25 protein-coding genes are annotated in these 19,612 nt (G+C 43.3%); all 25 read left to right on the top strand.

Features of this window, described 5'->3' with window-relative positions:
- The first annotated feature begins 336 nt into the window (after window positions 1-336).
- The gene (gene lon / locus NFR88_RS14605; RefSeq protein ID WP_251617119.1) at window positions 337-2,661 is read left to right on the top strand and encodes an endopeptidase La; all 2,325 of its coding nucleotides are present in this window, start codon (window positions 337-339) and stop codon (window positions 2,659-2,661) included.
- 12 nt (window positions 2,662-2,673) lie between these two features.
- Window positions 2,674-3,282, top strand: coding sequence for a ribosome biogenesis GTP-binding protein YihA/YsxC (gene yihA / locus NFR88_RS14600; protein WP_160202758.1), 609 nt, complete (start codon window positions 2,674-2,676; stop codon window positions 3,280-3,282).
- A complete protein-coding gene (locus NFR88_RS14595; RefSeq protein WP_160202759.1) occupies window positions 3,263-3,586 on the top strand; it encodes a YkvA family protein in 324 nt (107 codons plus the stop codon). The genes yihA and NFR88_RS14595 overlap by 20 nt, the downstream gene beginning before the upstream one ends.
- Before the next feature lie 3 nt (window positions 3,587-3,589).
- Window positions 3,590-4,120 carry a hypoxanthine phosphoribosyltransferase gene (hpt, locus tag NFR88_RS14590; protein WP_160202760.1) on the top strand — a complete coding sequence of 177 codons (531 nt, stop codon included), beginning with the start codon at window positions 3,590-3,592 and terminating at the stop codon, window positions 4,118-4,120.
- Window positions 4,121-4,167: 47 nt separating this feature from the next.
- On the top strand, window positions 4,168-4,740 hold the full coding sequence (pduL, locus tag NFR88_RS14585) for a phosphate propanoyltransferase (RefSeq protein ID WP_251617115.1): 573 nt from the start codon (window positions 4,168-4,170) through the stop codon (window positions 4,738-4,740).
- Window positions 4,741-4,812: 72 nt separating this feature from the next.
- Window positions 4,813-5,478, top strand: coding sequence for a DUF1461 domain-containing protein (locus NFR88_RS14580; protein ID WP_160202762.1), 666 nt, complete (start codon window positions 4,813-4,815; stop codon window positions 5,476-5,478).
- Between the two features lie 40 nt (window positions 5,479-5,518).
- Window positions 5,519-6,061: a DJ-1 family glyoxalase III gene (locus NFR88_RS14575; RefSeq protein WP_160202763.1), complete on the top strand. Its 543-nt coding sequence runs from the start codon at window positions 5,519-5,521 to the stop codon at window positions 6,059-6,061.
- A gap of 12 nt (window positions 6,062-6,073) precedes the next feature.
- A complete protein-coding gene (locus NFR88_RS14570) occupies window positions 6,074-6,850 on the top strand; it encodes a PHP domain-containing protein (RefSeq protein WP_160202764.1) in 777 nt (258 codons plus the stop codon).
- Between the two features lie 224 nt (window positions 6,851-7,074).
- Window positions 7,075-7,626, top strand: a complete 552-nt coding sequence (locus tag NFR88_RS14565; RefSeq protein WP_161909316.1) for a glycerol-3-phosphate responsive antiterminator — start codon at window positions 7,075-7,077, stop codon at window positions 7,624-7,626.
- 18 nt (window positions 7,627-7,644) lie between these two features.
- A complete protein-coding gene (locus tag NFR88_RS14560; RefSeq protein ID WP_251617112.1) occupies window positions 7,645-9,330 on the top strand; it encodes an MBL fold metallo-hydrolase RNA specificity domain-containing protein in 1,686 nt (561 codons plus the stop codon).
- Window positions 9,331-9,378: 48 nt separating this feature from the next.
- Window positions 9,379-10,008 (top strand): uridine kinase, encoded by a 630-nt coding sequence (gene udk, locus NFR88_RS14555; RefSeq protein WP_160202767.1) that lies wholly within the window; start codon window positions 9,379-9,381, stop codon window positions 10,006-10,008.
- Complete coding sequence (locus tag NFR88_RS14550) at window positions 10,005-11,039, top strand: hypothetical protein (RefSeq protein ID WP_251617108.1); 1,035 nt, start codon at window positions 10,005-10,007, stop codon at window positions 11,037-11,039. Before udk ends, NFR88_RS14550 begins: the two co-directional genes overlap by 4 nt.
- A 21-nt stretch (window positions 11,040-11,060) precedes the next feature.
- Window positions 11,061-11,969 (top strand): DMT family transporter, encoded by a 909-nt coding sequence (locus NFR88_RS14545; RefSeq protein ID WP_160202769.1) that lies wholly within the window; start codon window positions 11,061-11,063, stop codon window positions 11,967-11,969.
- A 148-nt stretch (window positions 11,970-12,117) separates the two neighbouring features.
- Window positions 12,118-12,519 (top strand): hypothetical protein, encoded by a 402-nt coding sequence (locus NFR88_RS14540; protein WP_251617105.1) that lies wholly within the window; start codon window positions 12,118-12,120, stop codon window positions 12,517-12,519.
- A gap of 171 nt (window positions 12,520-12,690) precedes the next feature.
- Window positions 12,691-13,239, top strand: coding sequence for an SAF domain-containing protein (locus NFR88_RS14535; protein WP_251617102.1), 549 nt, complete (start codon window positions 12,691-12,693; stop codon window positions 13,237-13,239).
- Between the two features lie 12 nt (window positions 13,240-13,251).
- On the top strand, window positions 13,252-13,998 hold the full coding sequence (locus NFR88_RS14530) for a P-loop NTPase family protein (RefSeq protein ID WP_251617097.1): 747 nt from the start codon (window positions 13,252-13,254) through the stop codon (window positions 13,996-13,998).
- Window positions 13,977-15,428: an ATPase, T2SS/T4P/T4SS family gene (locus NFR88_RS14525; RefSeq protein ID WP_251617092.1), complete on the top strand. Its 1,452-nt coding sequence runs from the start codon at window positions 13,977-13,979 to the stop codon at window positions 15,426-15,428. Before NFR88_RS14530 ends, NFR88_RS14525 begins: the two co-directional genes overlap by 22 nt.
- Window positions 15,421-16,365: a hypothetical protein gene (locus NFR88_RS14520; protein WP_251617078.1), complete on the top strand. Its 945-nt coding sequence runs from the start codon at window positions 15,421-15,423 to the stop codon at window positions 16,363-16,365. The genes NFR88_RS14525 and NFR88_RS14520 overlap by 8 nt, the downstream gene beginning before the upstream one ends.
- A gap of 14 nt (window positions 16,366-16,379) precedes the next feature.
- A complete protein-coding gene (locus tag NFR88_RS14515) occupies window positions 16,380-16,973 on the top strand; it encodes a hypothetical protein (RefSeq protein WP_251617076.1) in 594 nt (197 codons plus the stop codon).
- 30 nt (window positions 16,974-17,003) lie between these two features.
- On the top strand, window positions 17,004-17,162 hold the full coding sequence (locus NFR88_RS14510) for a hypothetical protein (RefSeq protein ID WP_160202776.1): 159 nt from the start codon (window positions 17,004-17,006) through the stop codon (window positions 17,160-17,162).
- Window positions 17,163-17,164: 2 nt separating this feature from the next.
- Window positions 17,165-17,314, top strand: coding sequence for a hypothetical protein (locus tag NFR88_RS14505; protein ID WP_201759595.1), 150 nt, complete (start codon window positions 17,165-17,167; stop codon window positions 17,312-17,314).
- Window positions 17,311-17,712, top strand: coding sequence for a hypothetical protein (locus NFR88_RS14500; protein ID WP_161909320.1), 402 nt, complete (start codon window positions 17,311-17,313; stop codon window positions 17,710-17,712). The genes NFR88_RS14505 and NFR88_RS14500 overlap by 4 nt, the downstream gene beginning before the upstream one ends.
- A complete protein-coding gene (locus NFR88_RS14495; protein ID WP_160202778.1) occupies window positions 17,709-18,065 on the top strand; it encodes a hypothetical protein in 357 nt (118 codons plus the stop codon). The genes NFR88_RS14500 and NFR88_RS14495 overlap by 4 nt, the downstream gene beginning before the upstream one ends.
- Before the next feature lie 24 nt (window positions 18,066-18,089).
- Window positions 18,090-18,638 carry a peptide deformylase gene (locus tag NFR88_RS14490; RefSeq protein ID WP_465250591.1) on the top strand — a complete coding sequence of 183 codons (549 nt, stop codon included), beginning with the start codon at window positions 18,090-18,092 and terminating at the stop codon, window positions 18,636-18,638.
- 99 nt (window positions 18,639-18,737) lie between these two features.
- On the top strand, window positions 18,738-19,580 hold the full coding sequence (locus NFR88_RS14485; protein ID WP_160202780.1) for a DUF5688 family protein: 843 nt from the start codon (window positions 18,738-18,740) through the stop codon (window positions 19,578-19,580).
- Window positions 19,581-19,612: the final 32 nt, after the last annotated feature.

Below are 19,612 nucleotides of genomic sequence, written 5' to 3'. Positions count from 1 at the left end.
CTTGGGAACTGGTCGTAGAGTGCCACGTGCTAAAGCACTGCACTCCTGACAGGGGACCTACTACAATTCGCTTCGCTGATTGAGTTAGGTCTCCCAAAGCATAAGGTTCGTTTAACCAATCACTTGCGTTCTAGGAACGAACCATTATACGACTAGCGTCTAGCCAATCGCATTTGCTCTTGGGAACTGGTCGTAGAGTGCCACGTGCTAAAGCACTGCACTCCTGACAGGGGACCTACTACAATTCGCTTCGCTTATTGAGTTAGGTCTCCCAAAGCATAAGGTTCGTTTAACCAATCACTTGCGTTCTAGGAACGAACCATTAGGAGGAAACAGATGATAGAAGAAAACAAAGTGATTTTCCCTTGTATTCCGCTTAGGGGTGTATCTATTTTTCCAAATACTGTAATTCATTTCGATGTGGGAAGGGAAAAGTCCATTCATGCACTAGAAAAGGCAATGGCGGATGATAAACTGCTCTTTGTATCAACACAGAAAGATGATAATGTCTTGATTCCTACATTTGACGATATTTATACCCTCGGTACGATTGTCAGAATCAAACAGATGCTGAAAATTCAGGGTGATGCTGTCAGAGTGCTGGTGGAAGGCGTCTGCAGAGCACAGCTGATACAGCCTCTTGAGGAAGAAGACTTCATGTCCTGTACGGTAAAGCAGATTGCAGAAGAACTTGATCTGCAGCAGATGTCGCCGGAAGATAAAGCGGCAATGAAAATACTGACGGAGGCATTTATTGAGTATGCAGCTTTGACCGGTCAGGTCAGTGATGATCTGGTTGATAAGGCGATTTCCAGTGAGAATCCTATCGTTGTAGCAGATAAAATTGCAAACGAACTTTTGATTCGCACAAGCCGTAAACAGAAAGTACTGGAGACCATGGATTTCTCAGAGAGAATCCGGGTGCTGACTACAATCATTGCTGAGGAAAATGAAATAGCAGTAATTGAAAAAGAACTTTCTAAGAAAGTAAAGGAAAATATCGACCACAATCAGAAAGAGTACTTCCTCAGAGAAAAGATGAAGGCGATTCAAGAAGAACTGGGCGTCAACGAGGACGCAGGTTTGGAAGCCGCAGACTGGCTGAAAGAACTGGAGGAGCTGCATCTGTCTGAAAAGGTTGAAGAAAAAATTAAAAAAGAAATTAACAAGTTTTCCAAGATGATGCCGTCTTCTGCGGAGGCAACGGTAATCAGAAACTATGTGGAGACTATTTTGGCGTTACCTTGGAATAAAGCATCTAAGGTAAATGTAAACTTGAAAAAGGCTGAAAAAATTCTCAATGAAGATCACTATGGGCTGAACAAGGTGAAAGAAAGAGTGCTGGAGTATCTGGCTGTTATTCATTTGTCCAAAGCAATAAAAGGACCGATCCTGTGCCTTGTGGGACCTCCGGGAGTAGGAAAAACTTCTATTGCAAGGTCCATTGCAAAGGCATCCGGCAGAGAATTTGTCAGAATGTCCCTGGGCGGTGTGCGCGATGAAGCTGAGATTAGAGGCCACAGAAGAACCTATATCGGTGCAATTCCGGGCAGAGTGATTTCCTGCCTGAAAGACGCAGGTACTAACAATCCGGTATTCCTTTTCGACGAAGTAGACAAAATCGGTGCTGATTTTAAAGGTGATCCGGCGTCTGCGCTGCTTGAAGTGCTGGATCCGGAACAGAACAACACTTTTACAGATCATTTCCTGGAAGTACCTTTTGATCTTTCTAAGGTTATGTTTATTACGACGGCAAATTCAACCGATACTATTCCAAGACCGCTTCTTGACAGAATGGAAATCGTAGAAGTACCTGGCTACACCGAGGAAGAAAAGGTAAAGATTGCTCAGAGATATCTGATTCCAAAGAAGGTGAAGGAACACGGACTGAAGAAGGATAACTTCAAGATTTCCGAGAAAGCAGTCCACGATTTGATTAATTATTACACCAGAGAGTCCGGTGTCAGAAATCTGGAACGGGAGGTTGCAAACCTCTGTCGAAAGGTTGCCCGTAAGATTGTCTCTGCAAAGGCAAAATCCTACAGCATTACGCCGTCCAATCTGGAAAAGTATCTGGGAAAACACAGATTCCACTTCGATATGGTAGAAGGTGAGAATCAGGTAGGTGTTACCACAGGACTTGCGTGGACTGCAGTAGGAGGCGATACCCTGCAGATTGAAACCACTGCAGTTGCCGGCAGCGGCAAGCTGGTTCTGACCGGTCAGTTGGGCGATGTGATGCAGGAATCCGCAAAGGCAGGTATCAGTTATATTCGCTCTGTTGCAGATGAGCTGGGCATTGAAGAAGATTTTTACAAGAAATACGATTTGCACGTCCATGTGCCGGAAGGAGCAGTGCCGAAGGACGGTCCGTCTGCAGGTGTAACTATGTGCACCGCAGTCATTTCCACTTTGACGGGCATACCAGTGAGAAGAGACGTTGCTATGACCGGTGAGGTGACCCTTCGCGGAAAAGTTCTTCCGGTTGGCGGTATTAGAGAAAAGGTGCTGGCGGCGCATAGAGCAGGCATTAAGAAAGTGCTGCTTCCAAAGGATAATGCACCGGACATTGATGAAATTCCAAATACCGTTCGCAGAAAGATGGAATTTGTACTAATCGATCATGTAAGCAGTGCGCTTTCTGAAGCACTGGTAAAATAAAGCAGGTAAATCATGAGAATTATTAAATCAGACTTGGATACTGTGGCGGTAAAGCCGAGCCAGTATCCGCCGGACAACATGCCGGAGATTGCCTTTGCAGGGCGATCTAACGTGGGAAAGTCTTCTCTTTTGAATCTGCTGACGAACAGGAAGAAGCTGGCGAGAGTCAGCGGGAGCCCGGGTAAAACGAGAACCATCAACTTTTACATTGTCAACGACGCATTCAGAATTGTGGATTTGCCGGGCTACGGCTATGCGAAGGTTTCCAAGAGCACAACCGAAAACTGGGGCGACATGATGGAAACCTATTTCAAAAACAGAGATGGACTGCGGAAGGTGGTGCAGCTTGTCGATATCAGACATAAACCAAGCGCTCAAGATGTGCAGATGTATGAATATTTGCGCCACTATGGGCTTGATGGCATTGTAGTTGCGACCAAGGCAGACAAGGTATCTAGAAACGAAATGCAGAAGAATATTGCTCTAATTCGTAAAACGCTGCAGCTGTCTAAAGAAGATAGGGTTATTGCAGTTTCGGCGCTGAAAAAGACAGGCTATGAAGAACTGCTTTGCGAAATAGAGAAGATTCTGGAGGAAGAAGATGCAGTTTATCACGATTAGAGTTTTGCTGCGAAGAATTGCGGCCATTACAAGCCTTCTGCGAGACAAAACTGTTCCGCTGAGAAAAAAGGCTCTGGTAATTTTCGGTATTGTATATTTGATCACACCGATTGATATTATTCCGGCAGTTCTGTTTCCTTTTGCTCTTTTAGACGATTTGATTCTGTGGATTTATATCCTTTGGACTCTAAAAGATGAACTGGATGCCTACTGGCTGGGAGAAAAAACTGAAGATTTATCTAAAAAATTTCGTGACAAAACAATCGTTGAGGGTGTAGAATTTGATGTAGAAGATAAGGAGTAAAACATGGCAGTAAAGGAAATCAAAGGAAAGATACTTTTTACCCAGGAAGACATTTGGAAAAGAGCAAAAGAATTGGGTGAGCAGATCACCTGTGATTATGCAGGTAAAGAGCTGATTCTGATTGGAACTTTACGCGGTGCAGTTCCGTGGATGGCAGATATTATGAAACATATCGATTTGGATCTTGAAATTGACTTTGTATCGGCATCCAGTTATGGAAGCGGAACCATCAGCAGCGGTGAAGTGAAAATTAAAAAAGATATTGAACTTGAGATTTCCGGAAAAGAAGTACTGATTATTGAAGATATTATCGACACTGGTAATACCCTGAAGGCGCTTAAAGACTATTTCTACATCAAAAAGCCAAACAGTGTAAAAATCTGCACGCTTTTGGACAAACCGTCCAGAAGAACTGCAGATGTTAAAGGGGACTATATTGGGTTTGAGGTGCCTGACCTGTTTATTGTAGGATACGGTCTGGACTTTGATCAAAAGTATCGAAATCTTCCATATATCAGTTATTTGGAAGAGTAACATAAATTGTTTATAATAATTTTTACATAAAAAGGAGATATATAAAAATGGGTTACAAAGTAAATATTGGTTTATCCAACAAACATGTACACTTAAGTCAGAAGGATTTAGACGTTCTCTTTGGAGAAGGACATCAGCTGACTCCTACCAAAGATTTGGTACAGCCGGGTCAGTTCGCTTCTGAAGAGAAGGTTGATATTGTAGGACCTAAGAAGACTTTAACAGGAATTAGAGTGCTGGGACCAGTTCGTCCAGAAACACAGGTCGAACTGGCATTGACTGATGCAAGAACCATCGGTATCAAGGCGCCGGTCAGAGAATCCGGTAAATTGGAAGGAACACCAGGATGTAAGCTGGTTGGACCTTGCGGTGAAGTTGAACTTGATCACGGTGTAATCGCAGCGCTCAGACACGTACACTTAAACGACGCGCAGGCAGAAGAAGCAGGCGTAAAGGACGGCGACTGGGTCAGCATCAAAATCGAAGGCGAAAGAGGTCTAATCTTTGATAACGTACTGGTTAGAGCTGGCGCAAAACACGAGAAAGAAGTTCATCTTGACACAGATGAAGGAAATGCAGCAGGCTGCGGACCTGATGCAGTGTGTGAAATCATTAAATAACACAATAAGAAGCAAAACAGGGATAGGCAAACAGGTGTCTATCCCCGCTTTTCATGTAGGCTAGGAGTCAAAATGCACAAATTTAATTATTTATGTTCCATGATTTTAGCGGTACTGCTACCGCTGATGATTGTGATTTTAACTTCAAATCTGGTACTTCGCGTATCGGAAATTTACGTATTTCATTTCAATGACAGTCAAGTTATTAGAGAAATTCCCTATAATGTGACGGAACGGGATATGGCGGCAGGCATATCTTCCTATTGGTCTTCTTTTAGCGGAGAATCTTTTCAGGTATATGAGGATAACGGCGTCTACCAGGATCCAATCTTTGATAAGACGGAGCAGAGGATTATGGGACGAGTAAAGACGGTTCTCAATATTGAGCTTGCCTTTGGACTGTTTTGTTTTGCGATTGCGTTAGCTGTGTATATCTATTTGTGGAAAAACGACTTTAGGGAGGCACTTAGAAACAGGTATCGAACGGGGGCCGTGCTCAGCGCACTACTGTTAATAGGACAGGGCGTATGCTGGTACAGCAAGGGATTTCGACTGTGGACTTACAATTTTCTGGTTGGAATTGAGCTGCCGAAAGAATCGACAACGCTGGTAACGATTTTGGGAGATCCCTTTTTTAAAACGTATGTAATTTTTGCGTCCATTTTTGGCGCAGCGATTTTGGCCCTTTTGACGTATATCAACTATCATTTGACAAAGCCGGAACGGATATTTTATTGACGGAAGATGGACTTTGAAAGGAAAGGCGGAAGAAAGAATTATGGTTTATGTATTTTTAGCAACCGGCTTTGAAGAAGTGGAAGCTCTGACTGCAGTAGATTTACTGCGTCGTGCGGATATTCAGGTAAAAACGGTTTCTATTATGGAAGATAAATTGGTTTACGGTTCTCATGGAATTGGCGTAGAAGCGGACATCCTTTTTAAGGAAGGACTGTACGACAGATGCGCGATGCTGATTTTGCCGGGCGGTATGCCGGGAACGATAAATCTGTGCAATCACGGGGAACTGAACGAGGAACTAAAGCTTTTTTATGAAGCGGGAAAGCCAATTGCGGCAATCTGTGCGGCGCCGATGGTGCTGGGACGAGCAGGTCTTCTTTCCGGACACGAAGCCACGATTTATGATGGTATGGAGGAAGAACTTGCCGGTGCTGTTGTGCGCAGCGACAGGGTCGTTGTTTCAAAAAATATCATTACCTCCAAGGGGCCCGGCACGGCGATGGATTTTGCTCTTTCGCTGGTTGCTTATCTGAAAGGTGCGGAAGCTGCGAGGGAAACTTCTGCGGAGCTTTTGTACAAGTAATAGAGGTGAGAGATGAACTATAAGGTTGATTATCATATGCATTCCTGGTTTTCGGACGGCACCATGAAGCCGACGGAGCTTGTGAAAATGTACAAGGGAAGAGATTACGATGTGATTGCCCTAACGGACCACGATGGCGTGGACGGCGTATATGAGGCGGTTATCGCAGGAGAAGCGCTGGAACTAAAGGTGATACCGGGCATTGAAATCGGCAGTAGCTATGATTTTGAAGGGCAGGAAATAGAACTGCACATCCTTGGCTATCATATTGATACGGAAAACGCGGCGCTGAAAGCATGTATCGAGAAGTTGAGGATATCCCGCAGGGATCGCAACGAAAGACTGCTTGCGCACCTGCAGGGTTTAGGGTATGATCTTGTGTACGAGGATTTAATCGAGCGTCCCGGACAAGACTACATCGGAAAGCCTAATTTTGCCAGAGTCCTGAAACGGAAGGGCTGCGCGCCGGAAAACATGTGGGATTTGTTTGATGAAGTGCCGCGGGAGCGGATTAGCGCCTATGAGGCCATCGATATCATCAAAGAGGCTGGAGGCATGGCGGTTTTGGCGCATCCTCTGAAGACAAAGAAAATCGGCGATTCGAGCAGTGAAGTATTTTGGAAGAATCTGGACCTCATTGTGGCGGATTTGAAAAAGCATGGTTTAAAGGGTATGGAATGCTATCATCCTTCTGCTAGTCATGAGCAGGCGTTGAAGCTGGTAGTCATGGCAGGCCAATATCACCTGCATATTACCGAGGGCTCGGATTTTCATGGAGATGAGGAATAAAATTTATTATAAAGTGAAGACACTTTCGGGTTGAAAGTCCCGAGGTGTCTTTTTGTTTTAAATTCAGCTAAAATCTTATAGCTTTTGTACACAATTTCAAATTCCAAAAAAACTATTCAAAAACCGGGCGGAACGTATTATAATAGTAATAATTGGATATACAAGAATAGGGGGTCTCACCTTTCTTGCGTCTGACCATGAGAGAAGAGGAGAGAAATATGGTTATGGATTTCATGAAAAAGCCCATCGCTGCAGCGATTCGTACAGAGAAAGATTTCAGTAAGGCTCTGCGCTCAGATGTGGATATGGTGTTTTTACTTCATTCCAACATTATGACAGTAAATCAGTGTGTAAAGGAAATACATAGTGCAGGAAAAAAGGCATTTATCCATGTGGATTTTGCAGAAGGAATCGGAAAGGATAGAGCAGGACTTGAGTTTTTGGCAAAACAGGGGGTGGATGGCGTGCTGACCACCAGAACCAACATTGTCAAGTTGGCAAAAGAGTTCGACCTGATTACAGTACAGCGTTTCTTTATGGTAGATTCTCATTCGGTGGGAACATCGGTTGAATCCATCAAGATATCAAAACCTGATATCATAGAAATCATGCCGGGGATTATCACCAAGAAGATCCGGGAATTTTCGGAGAAGGTCGATATGCCCATCATTGCAGGAGGGATTGTTGAAACCATGGAAGAAGTCAGGGCTGCACTTGCGGCAGGCGCCACCGTCGTTTCTACTGGAGAGGCGCAGCTTTGGACTACGAAGGTATAGCTGAAAGCGAGGGAACATATGAAAATTAAATTTTGTGGAGCGTCTTCGGGCGTGACAGGATCTTGCCATTTGTTAACAACAGCAAATCATAAGGTACTGCTTGACTGCGGGCAGTTTCAAGGGGGAAAAGCACAGGAGGCGCTGAACTACGAGCCGTTTCCTTTTGATCCAAAAGAGATAGAGTGTGTCATTTTAAGCCATGCTCATATCGATCACTGCGGCAGGATTCCGCTTCTTGTTAAACGAGGATTTACAGGAAAAATCTACTGCACCGATGCGACAGCAGATCTTCTTGATGTCATGCTTAAGGACAGCGGTTTTATTCATGAAAAGGATGCGGAATGGAAAAGCAAGCGGGCAGCCCGTGCGGGAAAACCGCCAGTAGAGCCGCTTTATACCTATGATGATGCGTTGAAGGCCTTGGAGTATGTGGAGCCAATACTCTATGATCAGCAGATTAAGATTAACGATCATATGAAAATCGTCTTTAATGATGCCGGACATATTTTGGGCTCGGCAATTACAGAAATCTGGGTTTGCGAGGACAGTAAGGAGTCTAAAATTGTCTTTTCTGGTGACCTTGGCATGGTGAACCGTCCCATTTTGAAGGATCCGACCATCATTAAAAAAGCGGATTACGTGATTATGGAAACGACCTACGGTAATAGAAATCACCCGGCAAACATCACCAGTATTAAAGAACTTCTCGATATCGTGCTGAACACAACGAGAAGAGGTGGTACGGTGGTGATTCCATCCTTTGCAGTAGGTAGAACTCAGGAACTAGTTTACGAATTTAACAAGTTTTATGAAGAACATAGCGAATATAAGGATGAACTGGATCAGTTGATGGTCTATGTGGATAGTCCGATGGCGACCACAGCTACAGAGGTTTTCCGAAAGAATGCACAAGTGTTTGATGACGAAACCAGAGACTATATTTTGCGTGGGGATAATCCGCTGGACTTTAAGAACCTGAAATTTACAAGAAGTACGGCAGAGTCTCAGGCGCTGAACTTGGACCGAAATCCTAAAATTATTATTTCTGCCAGCGGGATGTGTGAGGCGGGCAGGATTCGTCATCACCTGAAGCATAATCTATGGGATGCAAGATCCAGCGTAATCTTTGTGGGTTATCAGGCAGAAGGCACGCTGGGAAAACTGCTGGTAGAAGGGGTTAAAGATGTAGTTCTCTTTGGCGAAGAGGTTCACGTTAATGCTGAGATTTATAACCTGGAAGGATTCTCCGGTCATGCCGATCAGAATGGTCTTTTCTCCTGGCTTGCAGGCTTTAGACAGAAGCCGAAACAGATATTTTTGGTACACGGTGAAGAAGAGTCCAAGAAAGATTTTGGAAAACTGATTCACGATAAACTGGGTTATGAGCCTGTGGTGGTACTGGGAAATTCAGAATTTGAACTGGACATGAATACTGCACAGATACTCAACTATGAGCAGGCAGAGCAAGAAGCAGTGGAAGATGAGGAAATTCAGGCAGTCAGACGGAAAATTTCAGATATTCATAGTGGAATTGAAAGCATTTTATACAATACAGACCTGGCAATGGGAAGAAATATTTCCCAGGAAAAATTGGTAAAGATTAATAATATTGTCCAGGAACTTGCAAAGGCGACAATGGTGCTGGGTTCTGCTGTGACCGAAGAGGATCGCTCAAGAGAAGAACCTGTTGTAGATCCGAAATAAAGCATAGCAGAGAGCTTAGTTCATAGAAGAAAGGTTTGCAGAAAATAGATGAAGAATGTAATCGTAATAGGAATTGCAGGCGGTACCGGATCAGGAAAGAGCACGCTGATTCACAAGATTAAAGAACAGTTCAGTGATGAGATCACCATTCTCAGTCATGATTTTTACTATAAAGCCCATGATGATATGACCTATGAAGAGCGGTGCCAGCTGAATTACGACCATCCGGACGCATTTGATACAGATATGATGGTTGATCATGTGAAAATGCTGAAACAGTGGAAAAAAATTGAGAGACCAGTGTATGATTTTACTATTCATAACAGGGTAGCTGAAACTGTGCCGGTTACTCCTTCTAAAGTCGTCGTAGTGGAAGGTATTTTAATCTTTGAAAATCAGGCGCTTTTAGATCTTTGTGATATTAAAGTTTTCGTAGATACCGATGCAGATGTGCGGATCATCAGAAGGATTCTGCGCGATGTGAAGGAGCGGGGAAGAACACTGGATTCAGTGGTAGCTCAGTATCTGACGACAGTAAAGCTGATGCATGAGCAGTTTGTAGAGCCGAGTAAGAAAAAAGCGGATATTATTGTTCCAGAAGGAGGATTCAATGTGGTGGCGCTGGATATGCTCAATCACAGAATCCGGGCGTTATTGCAGGAGGAAGATAAAGTATGAACGATCTGAAGCTGGCTTTATTGGGCTTTGGAAATGCCGGACAGGCATTTGTAAAGATGCTTTCAGAGAAACTTCCGGAGATTCAAAGGATTTATGGCAGAAGTGTAAAGGTTACCGCCATTGCAACAGCCTCCAAGGGAACGATTATCGATGCAGGTGGTATTGATCTTTTACAGGTCTGTGCAGATATAGAGCATTTTGGAAAGTTTGCAGATGATAGACTTGGACTTTGTCATAAGGATGCGCTGGCAGTTATTGAAGAAGCTGACTGTGATGTAGTGTGTGAGCTGACGCCGCTGGAGATTTTTACAGGACAGCCTGCTATCGATCATATCAAAATGGCTTTTGCGTGTGGTAAGCATGTGATTACGGCTAATAAAGGACCGGTTGCATGGGCTTTTGACGAGCTGAAATCGCTGGCAAAAGAGAAAGGTCTGTGCTTTTTCTATGAAACGACGGTAATGGATGGAACACCAGTATTTAATCTGGTGGAGCATACACTGAAATTCTGTCAGGTGACAGAGGTTTCCGGAATTCTAAACAGTACCACTAATTATATTTTGGAGGGACTGGCACAGGGAAAGCCTTACGATGATGTTATTGTTGCGGGCAAGAAAAAAGGATTTATTGAAGCAAATCCGGCTATGGATATCGAGGGATATGATGCAGCAGCAAAGATTACGGCGCTTTTAAATGTTCTGATGGATGCAGGGCTTACACCTTCGGAGGTAGATCGGACCGGAATTGAGAATATTACTGTTTCCGATATCAAAGAAGCGGCTTCACGGGGAAGGGTCATTAAACTTCTTTGCAGAGGCTGGCGGAAAGACGGCAGGGTGTATGCCAGCGTAAAACCGGTGGAGGTTGAGATGCAGGATATGCTTGCAACTATCGACAGTACTACTTCCGTGATATCGATTACAACAGATTTGATGGGTAAACTGTCTGTGATTGAGCATGCACCTGAAATCGAGCAGACTGCATACGGTATTTTCGGTGATGTGATAAGGGTATTGGATACAGAGAAATAAACAAAAAAGGATGCGATTGATTTGAAAGAAAAGATTACAGAAAAGAAATGGTTCCTGTATGCACTGGTGCCTGTTTGTGCGCTGATGTGGGGAATGTCTTATTTAGGTACATCGGTTACATTAAATCATCTGGAAGTGATGGAACTTTTGGCACTTCGCTGGACAGTATCAACTGTGGTATTTCTGGTTTTGATTGCACTTCGCATAGTGAAGGTGAAATTTAAAGGGAAAAATATTAAGCTGTTGATATTGGTTGGAATTTTACAGCCCTGTATTTATGCAACGTTTGAAACGCTGGGGGTAAAATATACCAGTACATCGGAATCTTCAATCTTCATTGCGACGATTCCATTGATGGTTCTCCTTATCAGTGCAATTGTCTTGCATCAGAAAACCAGTAAGAAAATTATTGGTGCTATTATTCTGGCTTTCGTCGGTGTGGTTGTTTGCGTATATTTTTCACCGGAGTTTTCTGTAGGTGGAAAAGGAATCGGTTACCTATTCCTTCTGGCAGCGATTATTTCTGGTGCGCTATATTCTCTTAGCAGCAGCAAAGCTTCGGAAGAGTTCGACGCACTGGAGGTTACTTTTTCTATTTCTGTTATGGGCGCAATCTGTTTTAATGCAATTAGTTTTGCTATGGGCAATGGTGTACGCGGATATGCACTTTGCTTAAACGATATGACTGTCTTAGGTGGCGTATTGTTTCTTGGTATTTGCTGTTCTTGTCTGAGCTATTTGATTTTTAACTACGTCCTTGGAAAGCTGCCGGCAACAATCGGCACCAATTTAGTTGCTAATTCAGTCACTGCAGTAGGTGTGCTGTCGGGTTGTCTTTTTGCAGGCGATCCTTTTGGCTGGTATACTGTTGTGGGGGTAGCCCTGACCATTACAGGCGTGTGTCTTGCTTCTACAGGTAATCCGGATTAGAAAACAATTTATCAATTTTATAATGGTAAGACACTTTGTCAGTTTTTGATGCAGGGTGTCTTTTTCTTTGTCATTTTTGATGGAAATGTATTGACATAATCTGTAAATTATGGTAAAAAATAAGCAGAGGTTTCGGAAAGAGGTGATTATGTCAAGAGAATGGCAACAGACAAAGTATAAGGAGTATGTTATGCCGGATGCAGTGTATTATCAGAGCGTTTGGGCAGTCAGAGATTTGGAGAGAATGGAAAATAGATTGGCAGAGCTTGAACAGGAGGAAATAGCCGGAGGCAGAAGCATTGTCAGTGATAGAACAAGCAATTTTGTTCTATATCGGCCGACGGAAGAAAAAGCTGTAGAGAGGGCTGTGCTGCGAGAAAGGATTCGCGGCATTCATGCGGCGCTGAACATGGTGCCAGAGGAATATCGTTCATTTATTCTGAGCAATCTGATTCTTAAAAATACCGGAAAGGCATTTCCAAACAAACTGTGGAGATACTGGAAACAGAGGTTTCTGTATATGGTCGCAAAGAATTTATCCATGATGTAAGAGATTTTGGAAAAAAATTAAAAAAATGTTAAAAAAAGTATTGTAAGGGGAGAAAAAATGTGCTATTATGATATTACGGATAGATAGAGGTGAATGGAAATAGACCGGGGACCGCCCATAGGGCGGTCCTTTTTCTATCCTTTTTAACTTTGAAAAGAAAGGAGGTTTCCTTTGGACAGAGGAAAACGAATCATCGGTATCATGCTTATTGCGGTTAGCATTGCAGCGCTGGTTACCTGGGAAAAGTGGGGCAAAGCACAGTTTCTTTACGATGAGGTGCTAGTGTGCAGTAAGAATGTGGCAAAAGGTACCATTTTGCGAGAGGATATGTTTCAGACTGTGAAGATGAAAGTATCAGAAAAAGATTTTATAACACCGGGGGAGAAGAATTCGCTGGTTGGAAAAGAGGCGGCGGCCTTTATTCATAAAGGACTGCCCCTGTTTCAGGAATATTTTATTCAGGTAGAACTTGTGTCCGGCGCAAAAGAAGGAAAATACGTTTTGACAGTACCCGAAGAGTGGCTTTATGCATTACCTTCATCACTTCGACGAGGAGACGATGCGTATTTTTTTCTTGGCAGCGGACTTGTAACATCTGCACCGGTGCGCCTTGTCGATAAGGAGAATCACAGTGTAGAAATTGTAGTCACTGATAAACAGGCGCAGCAGCTGTCTAAAGCGGCAGAAAGCGGGGAAAAGCTGGTACTGGTATATCATTAGAAAGGAGGACAGATGAAAAAAATAATTGGATTTTTTGGCGGTGATAATCAGGTGGGAACGACCATGATTGCGCAGTCTTTTGCAGAAGTGCTGCAGCAAAGAGGAAACAAAGTGCTCTATCTGATGGGAAGCGGCAAGTTTGGAGAGGAATTTTTGCCATTGAGCAGCAGGCATTCTATCGATGATTTAAAAGCTTCGATTCGAAGTGGAAAGGTGACTGCAGAGGATATGTATCAGAATTTGGAAGAGGTCAGAGGATTATGGGTACTGCCCGGCGTGAGAAACCAGCTCGCTGCCGGGTATTTTACTGAGAATACCTTTGAAGTACTCCTCTCTGAGATAGGAGATGATTTTGATTATACAGTTATCGATGGTGGCAGTGACGCAAATCTTGGTATTACCATTTCAGCTCTAAATACAGCGGACCACAGATTTTTTATGACAACCCAGCAGTCCAAATCTATTCGCAGACTGATTCTGCTGCAGAAGAATATCGTGCAGCCTCTCGGGAAAGGAGGAGATTTAGTAATCAATAAATATTTGAAAGATCCGGCGCTGCTTTTGAAAAACGATATTTTGTCGTTGTGTGAAATAGAGGAGGCTTTTACGGTGCCTTATGTGGAATACGGCTGGCAAGCAGAGATGGAAAATAAAAGCCTGCTGCGCTATGGAAAGTTTGCACGAGGAGTTGAAGCTTTAGCGGATGTCTTTGAACCGGTAGGGAAGAAGGAGGGGATATGGAAAAAGCATTTTCTTTAGAAGCGTATTTGAGCAAAGTGCTGCACAAGGAGGAGTCGGCTGAGATAGAGCCGCTAGCGCGATTTCGTCAAATTTGTTCCATTGTGGAGGCAGAATTTGACAAGGAATGGGACGAAACTGACGATATGGCAAAGAACAGAAAGCTGGAGAGGGAGAAACGGGCTATGATGGGATTTTCAGCAGAGACTGCTTTTTATAAGGAAAAAATTAAGGAGATTTTGAGAGAGAAAAAACTGACAGATAGCTGGTATCCGCCGTGGTATCCGGATTTGGCGGAAGGGATTTTTGCAGAAACTTATGGTCTTTCCGGTCTTGCGCCTTGGGCTTACGACATGGATGAAAAGTACAGGCAGTCTTCATCAGCAAAACTGATTGGAGATAGACTTTACTGCCTCATTGACGGAAAATCCCAGCTGCAGCCTCAAAGGATTCCCGGAAGGAGAAGAGAGCAGCTAAAAAGAACTCTGCTTTTAGCGACTCCTTATGAGAGACTGGAATACGGCTTTCATGAGGTGTACTTGAACAACGGAATCAGAATTACCATTTATTCCGGAGATAGAACCAAGGAGGGGCAGGATATTATGGTCTTTCGTAAATATATTCTGCCGGAGCTTTCCTTTGAACATTTAGCAAAGATTGGCACCATCCCCAAAGCAGCAATTTCACTGTTTTACAAGATGATAGAAATTGGATTTAATGTGCTGTTTTCCGGACAGGTCAGGTCGGGGAAGACTACTTTTATGCAGGTTTGGCAGAAGTATGAAGATCCGAATTTGGAGGGACTTGCTATCGCCACTGATCCGGAAACACCGTGGCATGAGATTATGCCGAAGGCGCCGATTATGCAGCTGGTTGCTGATGGAGAGCGCCTTTCTTCCATTACAAAATCACTTCTTCGTGGTGACAATGATTATATATTGCTGGAGGAAATGCGCGATGGGCCAGCCTTTTATTTGGCACTGGATATTACATCGACGGGAACGACCAGAAGTAAGGGAACCATTCACGATAACGACGCAGTCAATGTACCGTATAAAATGGCATCCAAGATTTGTCAAAGTTATGGCGGCGATATGAGAGAGGTGATTGCGCAGGTATACAAAAATTTTGACTATGTGTTGGAACTTTCTCAGGTGCCTGAGGACAAATCGAAGAAGGTGCTGAAGGGAATTTGGCAATATTCCTATGATGTGAAACAGGATAAAGTTGCTGCAAAAAAGCTGTGTAGCTACGATTTTTTTGAGAAAGTATGGCGTTGGAATCCAAATCCTTGTCTTGAGAAAGCAGAGAAATATCCACAGCTTGCAAAAGAAATCAAAGAGATGAACCTTTTGCTGGCGCAGCTGGCAGCGAATATGCCGATGGCAGAATCGGAGGCAGAAACGCTGTTTCCTGCTTATTACCAGACAGAAGGAGGCACCTGTGGATAAGATTTTGTATGTGCTGTTCTTAACAGGGATTTGTATTTGGCAGCTGCCAGCATTACATAGCCTGTACATGACTTTTCGCAGCAGAGTATATATTAGGAGAAATCTAAAGAAAGTTACAAGCGAAAATCTTTTTCTGAAAAGAAGCCCTTTGGGACAGCATCTTGCGCTGGTCATTGAAGGAGCGGAGACAGAAAAATTTTTCACAAGTTTAGAAAATTTCTATCTGATTAGCCTTATTCTTGGGGTAGGGAGCGGATTAGCTGCTTATCTTGCAACAGGTCCTTTTATGGCGCTGCTTTGTGGGATTTTTATGGGGCTGCTGCCCTATACTATTCTCATGGCAAGGCTTTACGGGCGTCGGGTTTCCCGCTCAAAGGAAGGAGACGTACTTTTGCAGGAACTTCTCAACAACTACAAAATTCATGATTTTAATATCAAAGAAGCCATCGAAGTGACAGCGTCGGAGATGGATAAAGCGCCGGAGTCCAGAAAGCTTTTACTGCAGCTGGCAAAGGGATTGCAGAAGTCTGTCACTAAGGAGGAAGTGAATCAACATCTTACAGCTTTCCGCTATGGAATTGATACGGCATGGGGTAATGCCCTTTCTACCAATATCTTCTTCGCCTATCTATACGGTGTTCGCGTCGATAACGCATTGGAGGATTTGCTCGCCTCGATGATAAAAAGCCGTAAGGTAATCGAGCATGGAAAAAGGGAAAATAACGAGGCTAAGCTGATTTTGAAGTACTTAGCACCGGTTAGCTTTCTTTTGACCGTGGTGGGTGCGTGCAGGTATTTTGGCTTTACGCCGACAAAATTTATCCGGTATCAGTTTGGCACAGTGTTGGGACTGCAGTGGTTTTTAATTATGACCATGATGTATTTGGCTAGCCTGCTACTCAATGTATTTTTGTCTAGAGAGAAGATGGACATTTAGGAAAGGCGGTTACGATGAAGATAAAGACAACGCCTTTATTTAAGGCGCGAAGACTGGCAGCATATACAAGCAAGATGTTGCCGGAGCTAGAAACCAAGGGAAAACAGCAAATTTTAGCCAGGTGGCGACTGTTTCAGAGCCAGAAGATGGAGCGAGAGATTTATAGCAGCTGCATTGTACTGAAAAACCTGGCTATGGTGCATAAGGATCTTCCCATGTCTGCTGATTTTATTTTGGAACAATTAATGGAGTGCAGCGGAGCGCTTCAAAATACTTATGCGGATATTCTGTCGGCATATCGTCTTGGACAGGGGGAGGAAGCCTTTCGTATTCTTACTGAGCAGGTGCCGCTAAAACTTGCAGCAAACTTTGCTGCTGTTCTTTCTAAAATCGATAAAATCAATCCGGCGGAACTGATTATGCATATGACCGCTTTTGAGGAAGCCCTGATGGGAGAGCGTATGACCAAAGGTATGAGCAAGGCAGAAAGAAAGAGTCTGATTACCACCATGGCAGCGACTGCGACCATTTTTTCGATTTTGTTGAATTTTACTATTGTAGTTGTGTTTATGAATACGCTGCAGATGATCGACCAGATGTTTTATTGAGGAAGAGTAAGTTAGTCAGAAAGGAGAGAGATGAAAAATTTAATTATTATTATTGGAACAATTTTATTGGGTGTTATCATTGTCAACACTATGGTTTTAGGCGAAGGCGAAGTGTCTTTGAAGGAAGCAGCCCAAGGAGTGGTGGAGCAGGGTGTTGAAAGCATTGAGTCCATGGAAATCGGAGAATAGCAATGAAGGATTTACTGATTATTGTAGGAACTATGGTGCTGGGATTCTTCCTTTTTTCAATGATTGCAGGGGATAAGGACAGTTTGAAAAGCGCCGGCAGTGCGGTTATGGAAAGGAACATAGAATTGTATCAAGAGGAGTGCGGCGTGTGAAGAATTTAATAACATCGGTGGCGAGTATGCTGTTGCTTCTGGCAGTTCTCATGGAATTTACGCAAAGCCAGCTTCTCTATGTCAAGATGACTGCAGCAGATCAGGCAGCCGCCGCTTTTCGGGATATGGTGAAGGTGGACGGCTGCATTACTGATACCAGTGAAAGCTGGCTGCGTCAAGAGCTGGCAAAGGTTTTTCACTGCGCGCAGGAAGAAATTACACTTAGGGGGACAAGAACACCTGTAGGAAGAGGACAGCTGACTTCGTATCAGGTGGAGGTGAAAGTGAAACCTGTTATCATCATGGCAAAATTTTGGAATATTGACAGTGAAAGAAATTATTTTGAATATCGGCTTGATAGAACGGTAGTAAGCGAGCGTGAGGTCGATAGTCCATGAAAAATATGATGATAACCATGTCGATTTTACTCTTTGTTTTCACGATCCTCGGATATCAGCAGCAGTGTAACCACATTCTGAGAACCAAGGCATATTTAAGTGAAGTCTCAGCAGAGGCGGCTTTTGCGGGGCAATACGCTTTGAAGCAGGGCGCATCAAAGATTTCGGCGAAGTCTGCAGCGGTGAGTGTCATTGAGAAGAATCTGCGGCAGAAGTCTGAACAGGCAAAGTGGCATATCGAATGCAGTAAAACTGCAGCCGGAGAATGCAGGGTGATAGTTTTACTTCAGTTTGAGGATTTGCGTGTCAGCGCGGTTAGAAGGAGTGCCAGCTCTGCAGGTGGGGCAGAGTAGGCAGATTGCATTTACAGATGCAGTATGGTAAAATATGTATCAAAGAAATCTGAAAATAATGTAAAAGAGGTGAAGAACATGATAAAAGATATTTTGCTTTTGGGTGATCCGCGGCTTTATGTGACCTGTACAGAGTATCGAAAAGAGAACTTGAAAGACATCGAAACTGTCGTTTCCGACTTGCATGACACGATGATGGAGTACAAGAGAACCCATGGAGCCGGACGTGCCATTGCGGCGCCGCAGATTGGCATACAGAAAAGACTTTTATATATGTATGTGGATAACCCACAGGTGTTCATCAATCCAGTATTGCATTTTCCTACAGAGGAAAAGATGACAGTTATGGACGACTGTATGTCATTTCCGGGTCTTTTAGTCAAAGTTGAACGGCATAAAGAGTGTATCATTTCATATTACGATATGAACTGGAAAAGACAGGAAATGCACTTGAAAGGAGATTTATCAGAACTGATTCAGCACGAGTTTGATCATCTCGACGGAGTTCTTGCAACGATGCGAGCCATAGATGAAAAATCCTTCTTTTATGGGAATATTAACAATTACAGATAAGGTATAGCAATATACAGCAATACACAGTTTATGAGACGAGTAACTGCCTTGAAATTCATTTGAATTCGGGCAGTTTTTTCGTGGAAAAGGAGAATAAAAATGAATTATATGCAATTTAAAGAAGAAGTTATCAAAAATATTAAAGGATATTTACCGGAAAAATACTGCGAATGGGAGCTTAAAACAGAGATGGTTTATAAAGTCAACGAGCCTTTGGAAGCACTGATGATTTTCCCAAGAGGAGAGAAAGGCGCATCGACCATGCTGTATCTGTACAGATTTTACAAATACTATCAAAGCGGACAGCCCTTTGACAGTGTTCTTAGAATGATTGCACTTGAATATCTTAACGGGCTTGCCCATGTAGATGAAATGAGCTCTTTTGTAGACGAAGGAGAAAAAAAGGAAAATATCATTTACGAGCTGATTAATACGGAGAAGAACGCGGAACTTTTGGCTCGTGTGCCTCACAGACACTTTTTAAACCTTTCTGTTATTTACAGGCTTATGGTGGATTTACCTGACGGTACTTTTAACAGCGCAGTTATTACGAATAATTTGGCGCAGAACATGCGGCTATGCGAAGAGGAACTATACAAAATAGCTTCAGAAAATACAAAATATCGAATGGAACTTCGGATTTCAGGTATTCCGGATATACTTTATATGCTGACCAATCATAAGAAGACCATGGGCGCTTCTGTGATTTTGTATCCAGGTGTTTTGGAAAGCATGGCGGAGGGATTTCAGTCAGATATTTATGTGCTACCTTCTTCTATTCACGAAGTGATGCTTGTTAGGGACATGGGACAGAAAGTCGATGACCTGAAAGAAACGGTTTTGAGGGTTAATGGAAGATTTGTGGACAGGGATGAATACTTGTCTGATTCGGTTTATATTTATCGTAGGGAGGAAGGAAAACTAGATATTGCAGAAGAATAAAGGACTGCTTTGGGGGTATTATGACGAAAGCA

It is taken from the genome of Senimuribacter intestinalis (assembly GCF_943192965.1).
GTDB lineage: Bacteria > Bacillota > Clostridia > Peptostreptococcales > Anaerovoracaceae > Senimuribacter > Senimuribacter intestinalis.
The sequence above is the reverse complement of the archived record's forward strand: the minus strand, read 5'-3'. Positions and strand labels throughout refer to the sequence as shown.

Bases quoted from the DNA above. Each gene is read 5' to 3' on its own strand.
- NFR88_RS14505 (WP_201759595.1), top strand. From the start codon at position 17,165: ATGAAGGATTTACTGATTATTGTAGGAACTATGGTGCTGGGATTCTTC.
- NFR88_RS14550 (WP_251617108.1), top strand. From the start codon at position 10,005: ATGAACGATCTGAAGCTGGCTTTATTGGGCTTTGGAAATGCCGGACAG.
- NFR88_RS14510 (WP_160202776.1), top strand. From the start codon at position 17,004: ATGAAAAATTTAATTATTATTATTGGAACAATTTTATTGGGTGTTATC.
- yihA (WP_160202758.1), top strand. From the start codon at position 2,674: ATGAGAATTATTAAATCAGACTTGGATACTGTGGCGGTAAAGCCGAGC.
- NFR88_RS14560 (WP_251617112.1), top strand. From the start codon at position 7,645: ATGAAAATTAAATTTTGTGGAGCGTCTTCGGGCGTGACAGGATCTTGC.
- NFR88_RS14575 (WP_160202763.1), top strand. From the start codon at position 5,519: ATGGTTTATGTATTTTTAGCAACCGGCTTTGAAGAAGTGGAAGCTCTG.
- NFR88_RS14595 (WP_160202759.1), top strand. From the start codon at position 3,263: ATGCAGTTTATCACGATTAGAGTTTTGCTGCGAAGAATTGCGGCCATT.
- NFR88_RS14540 (WP_251617105.1), top strand. From the start codon at position 12,118: ATGTCAAGAGAATGGCAACAGACAAAGTATAAGGAGTATGTTATGCCG.
- NFR88_RS14530 (WP_251617097.1), top strand. From the start codon at position 13,252: ATGAAAAAAATAATTGGATTTTTTGGCGGTGATAATCAGGTGGGAACG.
- udk (WP_160202767.1), top strand. From the start codon at position 9,379: ATGAAGAATGTAATCGTAATAGGAATTGCAGGCGGTACCGGATCAGGA.
- pduL (WP_251617115.1), top strand. From the start codon at position 4,168: ATGGGTTACAAAGTAAATATTGGTTTATCCAACAAACATGTACACTTA.
- NFR88_RS14495 (WP_160202778.1), top strand. From the start codon at position 17,709: ATGAAAAATATGATGATAACCATGTCGATTTTACTCTTTGTTTTCACG.
- NFR88_RS14515 (WP_251617076.1), top strand. From the start codon at position 16,380: ATGAAGATAAAGACAACGCCTTTATTTAAGGCGCGAAGACTGGCAGCA.
- NFR88_RS14570 (WP_160202764.1), top strand. From the start codon at position 6,074: ATGAACTATAAGGTTGATTATCATATGCATTCCTGGTTTTCGGACGGC.
- NFR88_RS14565 (WP_161909316.1), top strand. From the start codon at position 7,075: ATGGATTTCATGAAAAAGCCCATCGCTGCAGCGATTCGTACAGAGAAA.
- NFR88_RS14525 (WP_251617092.1), top strand. From the start codon at position 13,977: ATGGAAAAAGCATTTTCTTTAGAAGCGTATTTGAGCAAAGTGCTGCAC.
- NFR88_RS14580 (WP_160202762.1), top strand. From the start codon at position 4,813: ATGCACAAATTTAATTATTTATGTTCCATGATTTTAGCGGTACTGCTA.
- lon (WP_251617119.1), top strand. From the start codon at position 337: ATGATAGAAGAAAACAAAGTGATTTTCCCTTGTATTCCGCTTAGGGGT.
- hpt (WP_160202760.1), top strand. From the start codon at position 3,590: ATGGCAGTAAAGGAAATCAAAGGAAAGATACTTTTTACCCAGGAAGAC.
- NFR88_RS14485 (WP_160202780.1), top strand. From the start codon at position 18,738: ATGAATTATATGCAATTTAAAGAAGAAGTTATCAAAAATATTAAAGGA.
- NFR88_RS14490 (WP_465250591.1), top strand. From the start codon at position 18,090: ATGGTAAAATATGTATCAAAGAAATCTGAAAATAATGTAAAAGAGGTG.